Annotated in this window: 10 protein-coding genes and 1 riboswitch; of the genes, 4 read left to right on the plus strand and 6 right to left on the minus strand. The window is 45.9% G+C overall.

Annotated elements, in window-relative coordinates; translation table 11 throughout:
• Positions 1–496 precede the first annotated feature (496 nt).
• Positions 497–952 carry an RNA recognition motif domain-containing protein gene (locus AACV32_RS07400; RefSeq protein ID WP_017044858.1) on the plus strand — a complete coding sequence of 152 codons (456 nt, stop codon included), beginning with the start codon at positions 497–499 and terminating at the stop codon, positions 950–952.
• Here the strand turns inward: AACV32_RS07400 and murI are convergent.
• Genes murI through AACV32_RS07415 form a run of 3 tightly spaced genes read right to left on the minus strand, consistent with a single transcriptional unit; the run spans position 915 to position 4,313 of the window.
• Positions 915–1,718: a glutamate racemase gene (gene murI, locus AACV32_RS07405; protein WP_026028593.1), complete on the minus strand. Its 804-nt coding sequence runs from the start codon at positions 1,716–1,718 to the stop codon at positions 915–917. The genes AACV32_RS07400 and murI overlap by 38 nt on opposite strands.
• Positions 1,719–1,748: 30 nt before the next feature.
• On the minus strand, positions 1,749–2,438 hold the full coding sequence (locus tag AACV32_RS07410; RefSeq protein ID WP_050989963.1) for an ATPase: 690 nt from the start codon (positions 2,436–2,438) through the stop codon (positions 1,749–1,751).
• Between the two features lie 45 nt (positions 2,439–2,483).
• Positions 2,484–4,313, minus strand: a complete 1,830-nt coding sequence (locus tag AACV32_RS07415) for a TonB-dependent receptor domain-containing protein (RefSeq protein ID WP_017049957.1) — start codon at positions 4,311–4,313, stop codon at positions 2,484–2,486.
• A gap of 47 nt (positions 4,314–4,360) precedes the next feature.
• Positions 4,361–4,556: riboswitch (cobalamin riboswitch) on the minus strand.
• Between the two features lie 160 nt (positions 4,557–4,716).
• Here AACV32_RS07415 and trmA point away from each other — a divergent pair.
• Together trmA and AACV32_RS07425 are read left to right on the plus strand one after the other, a co-directional pair.
• Complete coding sequence (trmA, locus tag AACV32_RS07420; protein ID WP_026028592.1) at positions 4,717–5,826, plus strand: tRNA (uridine(54)-C5)-methyltransferase TrmA; 1,110 nt, start codon at positions 4,717–4,719, stop codon at positions 5,824–5,826.
• A gap of 695 nt (positions 5,827–6,521) precedes the next feature.
• Complete coding sequence (locus AACV32_RS07425) at positions 6,522–9,623, plus strand: beta-galactosidase (RefSeq protein WP_170895729.1); 3,102 nt, start codon at positions 6,522–6,524, stop codon at positions 9,621–9,623.
• 159 nt (positions 9,624–9,782) lie between these two features.
• Here the strand turns inward: AACV32_RS07425 and AACV32_RS07435 are convergent, their stop codons facing one another.
• Together AACV32_RS07435 and fabR are read right to left on the minus strand one after the other, a co-directional pair.
• Positions 9,783–10,160, minus strand: coding sequence for a YijD family membrane protein (locus AACV32_RS07435; RefSeq protein ID WP_017042075.1), 378 nt, complete (start codon positions 10,158–10,160; stop codon positions 9,783–9,785).
• Positions 10,160–10,801 (minus strand): HTH-type transcriptional repressor FabR, encoded by a 642-nt coding sequence (gene fabR / locus AACV32_RS07440; protein ID WP_017048583.1) that lies wholly within the window; start codon positions 10,799–10,801, stop codon positions 10,160–10,162. Before fabR ends, AACV32_RS07435 begins: the two co-directional genes overlap by 1 nt.
• A 286-nt stretch (positions 10,802–11,087) precedes the next feature.
• Here fabR and sthA point away from each other — a divergent pair, with 286 nt between their 5' ends.
• Entirely contained in the window at positions 11,088–12,488 is a 1,401-nt protein-coding gene (gene sthA / locus AACV32_RS07445) for a Si-specific NAD(P)(+) transhydrogenase (RefSeq protein ID WP_017048582.1), read from the plus strand.
• A gap of 103 nt (positions 12,489–12,591) precedes the next feature.
• Here sthA and dinF read toward each other — a convergent pair whose 3' ends face one another.
• Entirely contained in the window at positions 12,592–13,935 is a 1,344-nt protein-coding gene (dinF, locus tag AACV32_RS07450; RefSeq protein ID WP_013855482.1) for an MATE family efflux transporter DinF, read from the minus strand.
• Positions 13,936–13,977 lie beyond the last annotated feature (42 nt).

Below are 13,977 nucleotides of genomic sequence, written 5' to 3' on the forward strand. Positions count from 1 at the left end.
AATTGACTGTGCCAAAATCAAGTAAACTTGATTCTGATTGGTCACTCAGTTCATTGATAAATCTTTTTTGATTATCATCAACGAGTGCCCACACAGATTGATAGGTTTATATTGTTAAAGAGCGTTCCTGTCGAACAAGACCGTTAAGTCCGTGTCGCTAGGGGTGCGAATAATACGCTTTAGCTTTTAAGAGTCAAGAGTTATTTTTAACTATCTTTCTCTTTCAACTAGTAACTCGTTTGTGAGGCTTGCCTCACTCCGTGTCAGTGAGGCGGCATTATAGGGAGGTTTTACAATGTGACAAGTTCTTTTTTAAAATCACCTTTCATTCGCTTAAAAAGCCACCAATGTCGCGTTTTATTGAATAAAACTTCAACATTTGAAGGTTATCACAGCAATTGGTTGGAAAAACACCAAGCATAAACGTAAGATTGATGTGTCTATTTTGTTAATCCTAGACATCCTTCTTCTTTTACTTGATATGTAGTATTCCAATATGAACTCTAATAAATCGATTTTACTGGTTGCATCTCTTGCAATAATAGGCGCAATCCTTTTTTCTCTGGTCGCGCTTTCTCCCGCAATTACTTTTGTTCTTGGTGTTGTCTCTTCCGCTCTTGTTTTTAAATTTTTTGGCAGCAAAACGCTAACCGATGATGAGGAGTCAAAACTCTCAACGAAAACACTGTATGTCGGTAACTTGCCATACAAAGCTAATGAAGCTCATGTTCGTGAACTTTTTGCCAAATATGGAGAGGTCTTTGCCGTACGTTTGATGAAAGATAAGCGAACGGGCAAAAGGCGTGGATTTGGCTTTGTTGTGATGGCTTCTGCAAATGTAGATGGTGCTATTTCAGCTTTGAATGAGAAAGACTATATGCAGCGTACATTGAAGGTACGTGTGGCGAATGATCCTAAACATCCTGATGACGATATGTTTGAACAGGAGTAAAACCTAAGTGAGCTAATCGGCTATTGAGCGCGCTTTCTTCCCAAGGAGGTGCGCTTGATAATATCTTGTGTTGTTTGATTTTGCATTGTGGCTCGCTTTTCACACCCAATAGCTCTTGCACACGACGAGCAATAGCTTCTCCGGAATCAACTAGCACGACACTCTTCCCTAATACGGCTTGGATCTCTTCTTTTATTAATGGGAAGTGTGTACAGCCAAGGACCGCCACATCAATACGGTTCACCAAAGGGCTAAGAATCTCTTTTAATTCTGCAAGATCGACAGCTTTGCCCCTCAATTTTTCTTCTGCCATATCCACTAAGCGCGTTGACCCTAGCAATTCAACATTCTTGTCAGATGAGAAATCTCGAATCAAATCGTGAGTGTATTGACGAGTGATAGTCGCTGGGGTAGCAATGAGTCCCACGGCTTTATTTGCCAGTGACGAGGCCGGTTTAATCGCAGGGACAACCCCCACAACTGGTACAGCAAGACAAGAACGCAGCTTGGGTAAGACGATGGTGCTTGCGGTATTACAAGCAATAACGACCAAATCAATGCGCTCTTTCACAACGACATCGCTTACCAACCTAACCACACGCTTAATTAACACCTCTTGATTGAGCTCTCCATAAGGATAAGCTTCATTGTCAAACAGGTAGATGTAGTTTAATTGTGGTAGTTTGGCTTGGACCTCTTGATAAACCGATAACCCACCAACACCAGAGTCAAAGATAAGCACATTAAGCTGAGACGGTTGCGACACTCTGAGCACCTTATAATGAAAACGTTCCGATCATACTCGCTCTTTATCAATTGGCAATGCTCTTGCTCGGTATCTTTGGTGACAAAAACGTTCCCCCAGTTGGAGATGCGTCAACTCTAACTCCAGTGTTCCACCCAAAAAACAGAGCGCATCGGTGACCAGTGTATGAAACTCACCATTTTCGCCACACGGGTCAACCTTTGCTGGTAAAGAATCAATAAACGCTCGTCCATAAGGTTGTCCACAATAGTCTGGCGTGAGGCTGTGACCATCTGTCGTCATCACCATGGTTTGGATGCCGCGATTTATGATCTCTCGCGCAAGAGCGCTACTATCTTCGCCTAACAAGGGCAACACACACTCCCAGCCAACCGGTTCAATATAGCTTTTGCGATACTCCGCAATGCCGTTACAGAACATATCGCCAAAAGCAACGGCGTCTATCTCTAATCCACTTTGTTTTAATGCGCTGATGATGGTCGATTGATAAAGCTCGTTACTTGGAAATACGGCAGGCAGCTCTATTTTGACAACGGGTAATTTTAAAAGTCGTGCTTGTAGCTCAATTACATACAAAGGGGTGGCTTGAAAGGGCACTTCATCTTCGACATAAGTGGTAAAAATGCCCACCACACAATAACGGCTATCTTCCAATAATCGCTCTAAAGTGAGGGTTGAATCTTTTCCGCTAGACCAACTGACGATAACGTTCTTTTTCATCATCACACTCGCAAAGTAAAAACCGCCCACAGGCGGTTTCAAAAATCAGAATTGATAAGCAACGTTGAGGTAATAAGCTCGCTCTGGCGCTTTGTAACCAATCGCCGTTTCATACTGCTCGTTAAATACGTTATCGATTCGACTGCGAACAATCAGATCATCATTCATCCAGTAGCCAACCGACATATCCCATAAGTTGGTTGCGGAAATGTAGTCGTCACTCATGGGCGATGCTGTTGGAAGATCAAGCCGTTTGCCTGTGTAAGTATAGGTAGCGTTAAACTCAAACTTACCGAGATTCATTGAGCTGATCCATTTATAATTTTGCTTTGCACGACGTGCCAGTTGGACATCGTTATCATCTTTGTGATCTTTAAACTCAGCCACAACCGTATGGTTAACAGGCCCAGTATCAAAGTTCACATCAAACTCTAAGCCTTTAATCCGAGCATCAGTGTTGTCTGAATACCAGTCACCTGAAGAAGAGGCTGGTTTATACCAAATGATGAGGTTATCCACTTTGTTGTCATAAGCCGACAGATTCCATCTTGCAAACGAATAGACACCCGAGATACCGAGCTCTACATTTTTTGACTCTTCCGGTTGCAAGTCTGGAGTAGTGCTTAAATCTGAATACGTTGGTGCCTTAAAAGCAGTACCGTAAGTAGCGCGCACAAAATGAGCTTCGTTAAGTTGATACCCAGCCGCCACAGACCAAGTTGTATAATTGTCATACTGATCGTATTCGTCATAGCGAATATTGGATTCCAACACCCAGCGATTGACATATAACCGACCAGAAGCGAACGCACCTTTGGTATCTCGGCTTTCACCCGCTAATTTATGAGCACTGCCACGATTTTTCGCGTCATCGGCAAGGCGTTCACGGCGAGCATCAATACCTGCACCGATTTCCGATGTTGATGTCAGTTGGTAGAGATTGGCCCACTGCAGCTGCGTAAGACTGATATTGGCCTTAGTGCTGGCATTCGCCCGACCTTCCGCCAGTGAATAATCTAAGTTCTCAGTTTGCTGGTAGTTCAAACTGACCAAGCTTTTTAACTGTTCATTTTGATAATTAAGTTGGCCAGTAACGCTTTCATTTTGTGAGTAACCCTGTTTAACCGAACCATAAGAGTCATATTGAGCATCACTGTCAAACCAGCTTGCAGAAACATAGCCAAGCCAATGCTTACTTAATTGATGCTCATAACCAGCCATCAGGTTTTGGCTATCAAAACCATATTGGGTACCGTTTCCCGTCTTTTTAATATCATAGCCATCGGTTTGTTCAAAACCTGCCGCTACTTGGATATGTCCTTTTTCGTTCACATCCGCTTTAGCCACCATATCGGCTTTTTTAGACGCAAGGCTACCAATGCCCAGCGCTAGTTGTTTAGCATCATCGCCTCGGTGAGAGCGAGTGATAATATTGATCACACCGCCAATCGCATCAGAACCATAAACTGACGCACTCGGACCACGAATAACCTCTAGGCGTTCCACTAAACCAATCGGAAAACGGTTAATCGCCACACCACCTGCAGATGAGTTGATACGAATACCATCCACCAATACCAACACATGATCACTGTTCGTTCCGCGCATAAAAATAGACGCATTGTGTCCTCGCCCACCATTTTGGGCGATTTCCACGCCGGGGACTCGGCGTAATACTTCGGTTAATGAGTTGGCTTGATACTGTTCGATCTCTTCACGTGACACAACGGTTACTGAAGAAAGAACTGAGGATTCGATTTGCTCGAAACGGTTAGCCGTCACCACGAGCGACTCTTCAGTGTTTTGAGCATAAGAAGAAAATGAGGCATACGGAAGCAGCGATGCTACAGCCGCCGCTAAAAGGGATTTATTCATATTGTGATCCTAATTCGCGTAAGTCCTACCAAATCAACCAAACGGTGGTATAGATTTGGCTGCTGGCAGGTATTCGGACTTGAGAGCTCTTGACCTACTAACCCGACTTCCCACAGCATTTTCCTGCAGTGTCATATTGGGTGTTCGTTCTCTCTTACCGCTGCGCGTCAGTTCTGGATTCACACCAGATTCCCTTTTCGGCCATCTATACCGCTAGATAGCACCAGCTGAGGGCGATACTATGGCTCTATTGATAATTTGTCTAGTACTGATTGGTGTCAGCTATTTTTGTTAGCTCGCAATTAATGACTAATTCAGGACAAAACTGGACAAGCGCGAGGGATTGAATAAAATCTGCGCTCTTTATTATTTGAATGCACCATACCCAAGCAAAGGTAATACCATGGCGACTCTTGATGTAAACCCACAACACTACCAGCAACAGTTGGCGGAAAAGACCGAGCGTCTGACCCAAATGTTCGCACAATACAACATGCCTCAGTTGGAAGTGTTTGAATCACCAGAGCAGCATTACCGTATGCGTGCAGAATTTCGAGTTTGGCACGAAGGTGATGAGCTTTATTACATCATGTTCAACCAAGAAACGCGTGAAAAATACCGCGTTGACCAGTTTCCTGCAGCCAGTCGTTTAATTAATGATTTGATGCCACTTTTGGTCGATGCACTTAAAGGCAGCGACTCACTGCGCCGTAAACTTTTCCAAGTCGATTTTCTCTCCACTCTTAGTGGTGAAGTATTGGTTTCTCTGCTTTATCATCGCCAACTCGATGAAGAATGGATAACCCAAGCAAAAGCATTAAAACAGCGTCTCAATGATGAGGGATTCAACCTCAATTTGATTGGCCGTGCACGTAAAATGAAAGTCGTGCTCGATCGAGATTTTGTGATTGAGAAACTGAACGTACATGGTCAAAGTTACATTTATCAACAAGTGGAAAACAGCTTTACTCAACCAAATGGTACTGTCGCACAAAAAATGTTGGAATGGGCCGTTGACTGTACGCAAGAGAGCCACGGCGATTTATTAGAGCTCTACTGTGGGAATGGTAACTTTTCACTGGCATTGGCGAAAAACTTCGAGCGAGTGCTCGCAACCGAATTAGCCAAACCTTCTGTTGATTCCGCGCAATACAACATTGCGGCAAATAAAATAGACAATGTGCAAATCATCCGCATGTCTGCCGAAGAATTTACTCAAGCGATGGAAGGTCAACGTGAGTTTCGCCGTTTGCAACAGGCTGGAGTTGATCTCAAAAGCTATCGTTGCAACACCATTTTTGTTGACCCACCGCGCTCGGGGATGGATATCGATACCTGCAAAATGGTGCAAGGCTACGAGCGGATTGTGTATATCTCCTGCAACCCAGAAACCTTAAAAGAGAATTTAGACACTCTATGTGAAACACACAAAGTGACTCGTTTCGCTCTATTCGACCAATTCCCTTACACCCACCATATGGAAGCAGGCGTATTGCTGGAGAAGATTAAATAAGACTTTCAATCGATATTTAAATTTCGACTTAATCGGCTTTCACGCATTCGTACTGACAACATTACCTATTATGCTACTCGCTCTGACTAACGGTTTAATCAGGGCGGGCTATGGCACAGGGCGATGCAGAGCCCATACGATAACCGTTGAGATCACCGCTTACCTTCTGCCCAATGCAGAATCTCTGCATACTCACCCAATTCTACAATCAGTAGAGCCTGCCCACCGGTTAATTCAATCAATGGTTATCTGTCATTTTGTCTGACTTTGAAGCAGAAAATTACACCGCATCACAACGAATAGAACAAAATAATCGGTGAGCCAAACTAAATGCATGGGAACGTTTACAGATTGATTTTGATATAAACGTCAGACCCAAAGCCAATCTCATTAAGGAAAGTTCATCACTCGCCTTTAAAATTGCTTAAAAACACATTCCAGAGAGGATAATCACACGAAAGAAGAATAAATCCGTTATTACTATGAAAATGTAAACCCCATCATGGAAACGTTTCCATATCTTATTTACACTGAGTAGCAAGCTAGGACTCAAAAAATAAAACGATTAGCTACTCTATGTATGGCACTGTTTTTGGCCGCGTTAGCGTCGACTACCAGAGCAAAAAAGTCATCCATTACGGTATTCACTACCGTAGCGCAACACGGTTAGAAACAAAAAATCAAGTAGGAAAACCATGAAGGCATTTTCAGATATTCTCCAACGACGTGACTGGGAAACCCCACAATCAGTGAATATTCACTGCTTAAAAGCACACAGCCCACTTTCCAGTTACCGAGATATTGACCATGCCCGTGACGGCGTTTACGCCCAACGTCAATCGCTGAATGGCCAATGGAAATTCAAAGTGTTCGACTCGCCAGAACAAGTCGAAGGCGAGTTTATTCAAACCAAATTCAATGACACGAACTGGGATGAAATAACGGTTCCTTCCAACTGGCAGCTACAAGGCTACGACAAACCAATTTACACCAACGTAAAATACCCGTTTGAAGTAAACCCTCCATTCGTACCCGCCGAAAACCCGACAGGTTGTTACCGCACTACGATTTCCCGCTCAGAAGCCGATCTTACCAATACACAGCGCATCATCTTCGATGGTGTGAACTCAGCATTCCACCTATGGTGCAACGGCACTTGGGTGGGATACAGCCAAGATAGCCGCTTGCCTTCCGAATTCGACTTATCGCCCTACCTAGTGGCTGGCGAGAATACACTTGCCGTGATGGTGATGCGTTGGTGTGATGGCAGCTACCTAGAAGACCAAGACATGTGGTGGCTAAGTGGTATTTTCCGCGACGTAACTTTGCTTTCTAAACCGCAACACTGCATTGAAGATGTATTCGTCACGCCAGATTTGGATGCGTGTTATCGCGATGGTTCACTATCAATCGTGACGCACATTTCAGCGCCAGATTGTTACCAAGTGCAAGTGCAGCTCTTTGATGGTGAATGCGCAGTGACTGAGCCGCGAATTGATCGCCCGCACAACCGCCGTATTGACGAGCGAGGCACATACGATGACGTGGTATTTCAAACATTGCATGTGCGTGAGCCAAACAAATGGAGCGCAGAAACCCCCAATCTATACCGCCTAGTCGTTTCACTATTAGATGAAAACGGCATGCATCTAGAGAGTGAAGCCTATCATGTGGGCTTTCGCAAAGTGGAAATCACTGATGGTCAGTTGAAACTCAACGGCAGGCCTTTGCTGATCCGTGGCGTTAACCGTCATGAGCATCATCCAGAGCTTGGGCATGTGATGACAGAAGAAGACATGATCCGCGACATCTGTTTGATGAAGCAATACAATTTCAACGCGGTACGTACAGCGCACTACCCAAATCACCCTCGTTGGTACGAACTGTGTGACCAATACGGCTTGTACGTGTGCGATGAAGCGAACATCGAAACCCATGGCATGCAGCCGATGAATCGCCTTTCGAGCAATCCACAATGGGCACACGCATACATGAGCCGCTACACCCAAATGGTGATGCGCGATAAAAACCATCCTTCTATCATCATCTGGTCTTTGGGTAACGAGTCTGGCCACGGCAGCAACCACAATGCGATGTACGCCTGGTCGAAAAACTACGATTCGTCGCGCCCTGTTCAATATGAAGGTGGCGGTGCCAATACCGCTGCAACCGACATCATTGCGCCTATGTACGCCCGTGTGAATACAACGATTGCAGATGAAGCAGTACCAAAATGGCCAATCAAAAAATGGATTTCTCTACCCAACGAAACTCGCCCACTGATCTTATGTGAATACGCTCACGCAATGGGTAACAGTTTGGGGAGTTTTAATGAATATTGGGATGCATTCCGCGAGTTTCCTCGCCTTCAAGGCGGCTTTATCTGGGATTGGGTAGACCAAGGCTTGAGCCAATGGGACGAGAACGGCCAACACTTCTGGGCTTACGGTGGCGATTTTGGCGATAAAATCAATGACCGCCAGTTCTGCATCAACGGGTTGATCTTCCCAGATCGCACTGTGCATCCAACATTGGAAGAAGCCAAATACTGCCAGCGTATGATTCGCGTGTCGCTGCAAGAACAAGCGAAAGGATTCTGTCATCTATTAGTAACTAACGAAAACCTATTTCGTGCAACGGACAACGAGCAATTGAACTGGTCACTTTTGGAAGATGGCAAATTGATTCAATCTGGCTCTGTTGTGCTGAACATCAAAGCCGATAGCCAAGCAACCGTAGAGATTGCTTTTGAATTTACACCTAAAGCAGAAGCGCGATACCACTTGAATACTGACATCACCTTACTGGCTGAAACACTTTGGGCACCCGCGGGACATGTGAGCGCTTCTGAGCAATTTGCGCTACGCAATACCTCAGGTCTCGCCATGCCTAAATTGGAAACGCAACCAGCCCCAGCGATAAGCCAGCAAAAAGGCATGATCGTAGTCACCAGCCTAAATGAGAAGCATCAATGGTGCTGGGATAGTCAAACAGGCTTGATGATTGATTGGCAAGTCGATGGCAAAGCGCAAATGCTGGCGGCACCGCAAGATAACTTCTTCCGTGCGCCACTGGATAACGATATTGGTGTGAGTGAAGTGGATAACGTAGATCCAAACGCTTGGGTATGCCGTTGGGATATGGCTGGTATTGGCCAATGGAAACGCGAATGTGTCAGTTGCCATAGCGACATGTTGGCGCATGCCGTGCAAGTAACATCAACTTTCGCTTACCAATTCAACGGTGCCGTGCAAGCCATCACCACTTGGACGCATACGCTGAAAAACAGTGGCGAAATGCAGCTGACCGTTGATGTGACACTTGCCGATGATCTACCACCCATGCCACGTATCGGCTTGGAGTTGCAATTGCCATTGCATGAGCAGAGTACACCAATCACTTGGCAAGGTTTAGGTCCGTTTGAGAACTACCCAGACCGCCTATCTGCAGCACGTTTTGGCTTGCACACGCAAACGCTAGAAGAGATGCATACTCCGTACATTTTCCCAACCGACAGTGGCTTGCGTTGTGGAACTCAATGGCTGCAAGTGAACGAACTGGCGATATCTGGCGATTTCCAATTTAGTGTCAGTCAATATGCTCAACAGACGCTGGCAAAAGCAAAACACACCTGTGATTTAATGGCAGAAAAAACCATTTATGTGCGCCTAGACCATCAGCACATGGGCGTGGGTGGTGATGATTCTTGGAGCCCTAGTGTGCACAAAGAATTCCAGCTAACTGGCAATAATTACGTTTACCGAATATCGTTCAAAGCAATTTCGCATCGTATTTAAAAACGCACCGATAACGGCTATCGCCACTTACAACGATTACGTGACAGCGGGATGCATGACGCTACGACAAGAAAACGGCGTCCACATCCCTGTGATATGTCTTTGATAGGCTTGGATGACGGTCACATCGCACGCTATATCTACCTAGTCATTGATGACTTAGTCGGCGTGATGGCGACCAAGAAAACCCAATTTTCTTCCAACCCAGAGTAGCAACAACAGCAATACGAGAATGGCGAAAAAGTTAGAACCAGAATCTGGATATTGTGCTTTGATAAATGCCGAATGACCAAAAGCACCGACAAAGAAACAGGCAAGCGCTACCAATGGAAGATCTTCCGCCACCGGATGGCGCAAATATTCTTGATACAACGCCTGCACAGAAAGCACTAATGCAATCAGTGGGAAAATGGAGAACGGAACTTGGCTAATGGTTACCCAAGACAACAAGGCATCGCCGCACATACCTGCGATGAGCGCTAGCACAAGTGTTTTTCTTTCCGAACCACGATGGGTTGTGTTGTTTTCATTCGACATTACTCTATCCCCCCTTTGAGCCGATTACGTTCACGTTCTTTGCGATACCAAAATGCCCCTTTGGCTAGCATTCGCAACTGCATGATCAAACGTTCAGCAAGCTCATCTCGCTCACGTCGATCTAAATCTAAAGCTTCAGCGCCGGAGCTGAACACCAAAATAACGGAAGCTTCGGCCTGAGTTAATGCCTCGTCACGACCCATGCCTGTCGTCATCAAATACTCGGTGAGCTCTGCGGAAAAGTGCTGTATTTCTCGCACTACCGCGGCACGAAACTCGCAAGAAGTACCTGAGCGTTCTCGCAGTAATAAGCGAAACACATTGGGACTACTTTCAATAAATTCCATGAAGGTTTCAACCGACGTGCGAATCACACTGCCCTCTTTGACAATGCGCTGCCGTGCTTGGCGCATCAATTGACGCAGCAGTAAACCGCCTTCATCAACCATGGTTAAACCCAACTCATCCATATCTTTAAAATGTCGATAGAATGAGGTGGGCGCAATCCCCGCCTCGCGGGCCACTTCTCGTAAACTTAAGTTAGAAAAACTCCGATCGGCACTTAATTGGCTAAATGCTGCATCAATCAATGAACGACGTGTTTTTTCTTTTTGTAATGCGCGAATTCCCATCGATTTCATATTAAGTCGCTTCTCTTTTACTATCTGAGCCATACTATAACGTGATTGAGCACGTTGTCTAAGCCACAACATCGCCTCTTTGGACAAAGTAACCAATTAAACAGTCACCTAACCTAATTTCAATCACTCGCCACAGTAAGATGGGCAAAGCAATAGCATAAAGTGGCATTTTCACCTCTCGAGCGTGATCCTCTCCACTCTCTGATGGCAACATCGTTTACCGCACTGATGGATCAGTTAAAATCTCGCTACAGCAATGTTAAACAAATACAACAAGGAATAGAGTATGGCGAACCAAAACCACTTCGATGTCATCGTAATTGGTAGCGGCCCTGGCGGAGAAGGCGCCGCAATGGGTTTGACTAAAGCGGGGTTTAATGTCGCCATTATCGAAAAAGAGAGTAGTGTTGGCGGAGGTTGTACCCATTGGGGCACCATTCCCTCCAAGGCGTTACGCCATGCGGTCAGCCGCATCATCGAATTCAACAGTAACCCTCTATTTTGTAAAAACAACACCAGTATTCATCTCACTTTCTCTGATATTTTAGGCCATGCTAAATCTGTGATTGATAAACAGACGCGCTTGCGCCAAGGCTTTTACGATCGCAATCAGTGTACGCTGATTTTTGGTAACGCTAAGTTTACCCACAAAAACACCGTGGCGGTTACGCACGCTGACGGCAGCATCGAAAAATACAGCGCCGACAAATTTGTGATTGCGACTGGCTCACGCCCTTATCAACCTGATGATGTTGATTTTACTCATGAACGAGTTTATGACAGCGATTCGATTCTCTCGCTTAAACACGATCCTCGCCACATCATCATTTATGGCGCAGGCGTCATTGGTTGCGAATACGCTTCGATTTTCCGCGGCTTAGGCGTCAAAACCGACCTCATCAATACCCGTGACCGCTTGCTGTCGTTTCTGGATAACGAAACGTCTGATGCACTCTCGTACCATTTTTGGAACAGCGGCATTGTGATTCGTAATGATGAAACCCATGAAAAGATTGAAGGCACTGACGATGGTGTGATCGTTCACTTGCAATCGGGCAAAAAAATGAAAGCCGACTGTATCTTGTACGCCAATGGACGCACGGGCAACACTGACAAATTGAACCTCAAAGCGGTGGGCCTGAATGCCGACTCACGTGGCCAACTGGCCGTCAATCGTAACTATCAAACCTCGGTGGAGCACATCTACGCAGTCGGTGATGTAATTGGCTACCCAAGCCTTGCGAGCGCAGCCTATGATCAAGGTCGATTTGTCGCTCAAGCGATTGCTCATGGTCAAGCGCAAGGGCACTTAATTGATGACATTCCAACTGGGATTTACACCATTCCTGAAATCAGTTCAGTGGGCAAAACAGAGCAAGAACTCACCGCGGCCAAAATTCCGTATGAAGTTGGCCGCTCTTCGTTTAAACACCTCGCACGAGCACAAATTTCTGGCAAAGATATCGGCAGCTTGAAAATTTTGTTTCACCGAGAGACAAAAGAAATTTTAGGTATTCATGTGTTTGGAGAACGCGCGGCTGAAATCATCCATATCGGACAGGCAATTATGGAGCAAAAAGGCGAAGCCAATACCCTCGAATATTTCGTTAATACCACCTTCAATTATCCAACCATGGCCGAAGCCTACCGCGTGGCGGCGTTAAATGGCCTGAATCGATTGTTCTAATCATCGACCTAATTCTGCCTGCTAATGGAATGAAAGCCGCTAACGAGTGCGGCTTTCTTTTGGGTAACCTAGTGAGTGAAGTGCTTAGGGATAGGTTCGGTGATCAAGTGAGAAAAACACCGCGTCGCCATTGTGAGATAAATAGCACACCTAAACTGATGCCGCGCATTGCCATAAAGCTGAGCATCGCCATCCACAGGGCGTGATTACCCAAAGACTGAGCCAGATAGAAAACGCTGAAAAAACTGCACATCGCGACAAACATGCTGTTGCGCATCTCTTTACCTTTGGTCGCGCCGATAAAAATACCATCCAATAAAAAACACCACATCGCGGTTAACGGCATCGCCACCAGCCACGGTAGATAACGGTTAGCCGCTTGCTGAACTGCGTTAATGTCAGTGATCAGCGTGATCAACGCCGATCCCCACACCGCAAACATCACCGTTAACGCTAAACAGATTAGCGCACTCCAGAAAAAACTGCCGATCAGAGCACTTTTGAGCTGCGTCTCACTTTTTGCACCAATCGCTTTGCCAACCATGGCCTCCATCGCATAAGCGAAACCATCCATGCCATAGGAGATCATCATCAAAAAACTCATTAAGACAGCGTTAGCCGCCACGGTTTGATCACCAAAGGCCGCCCCTTGAAAGGTCATAAAGCTAAACGCCGCCTGCAAACAGAGTGAACGCAGGAAAATATCGCGATTCAATTTCACAAAGCGGCTAAGACCTTGTGTCACTAAAACACCTAGCTGCAGTGGCGAAGGGAGTTGATGCCGCAACCAATAGCGCCAAACACACAGTAAACCAAAGCTCATGCCCGCATAATCAGCGATAACCGACGCCAGCGCAGCACCTTCCACTTTCCAGCCGAAACCCAACACAAACAGAATGTCCAACGCGATGTTGGTTAAGTTAGTGATGATTACCATCCACATTGGCGCTTTGGCATTTTGCGTGGCTAACAGCCAGCCGAGCAGTACAAAGTTGGCCAATGCGGCGGGCGCACTCCACGCTCGAATCACAAAATACTGCAACCCATATTGCTTTACTTGCTCACTGGCACTGCTGGCTGAAAAAATCGCATCGCCAATCCATCGATGCAGAATCAAAAACAACAACGCAAATGCCAGTGCCATCAAGAGCCCTTGCAACAAGACTAACGCCAGTTTTTGTGACGATTGTTCACCGTATGCTTGCGCCGCAAGGCCTGTGGTCGACATTCTTAAAAAGCCGAGTAACCAGAAAGTGACACTGACTACCGTACCGCCAAGTGCCACACCACCTAAATACCAAGCGTGTTCCAGATGACCGATCACCGCCGCATCAACTAAACCTAACAGCGGTACGGTAATATTGGACAGCACCATAGGTATCGCCAGTAGCAACACTTGTCGATGTACGGAACGGTTCGATAACGTTTGTAAAATAGATTGCAACACGTTGGCCTCTCATGGGTGAGAGCAAAGTGTAGCGGAGTGATA

Source organism: Vibrio sp. B7 (genome assembly GCF_963888765.1).
Lineage (GTDB): Bacteria > Pseudomonadota > Gammaproteobacteria > Enterobacterales > Vibrionaceae > Vibrio > Vibrio anguillarum.

What these genes read in the sequence shown, in the direction of transcription:
- AACV32_RS07435 (WP_017042075.1), bottom strand. Translation starts at nt 10,160, where the DNA reads ATGTCGAATGAAAACAACACAACCCATCGTGGTTCGGAAAGAAAAACA.
- AACV32_RS07400 (WP_017044858.1), top strand. Translation starts at nt 497, where the DNA reads ATGAACTCTAATAAATCGATTTTACTGGTTGCATCTCTTGCAATAATA.
- AACV32_RS07410 (WP_050989963.1), bottom strand. Translation starts at nt 2,438, where the DNA reads ATGAAAAAGAACGTTATCGTCAGTTGGTCTAGCGGAAAAGATTCAACC.
- AACV32_RS07425 (WP_170895729.1), top strand. Translation starts at nt 6,522, where the DNA reads ATGAAGGCATTTTCAGATATTCTCCAACGACGTGACTGGGAAACCCCA.
- fabR (WP_017048583.1), bottom strand. Translation starts at nt 10,801, where the DNA reads ATGAAATCGATGGGAATTCGCGCATTACAAAAAGAAAAAACACGTCGT.
- sthA (WP_017048582.1), top strand. Translation starts at nt 11,088, where the DNA reads ATGGCGAACCAAAACCACTTCGATGTCATCGTAATTGGTAGCGGCCCT.
- AACV32_RS07415 (WP_017049957.1), bottom strand. Translation starts at nt 4,313, where the DNA reads ATGAATAAATCCCTTTTAGCGGCGGCTGTAGCATCGCTGCTTCCGTAT.
- trmA (WP_026028592.1), top strand. Translation starts at nt 4,717, where the DNA reads ATGGCGACTCTTGATGTAAACCCACAACACTACCAGCAACAGTTGGCG.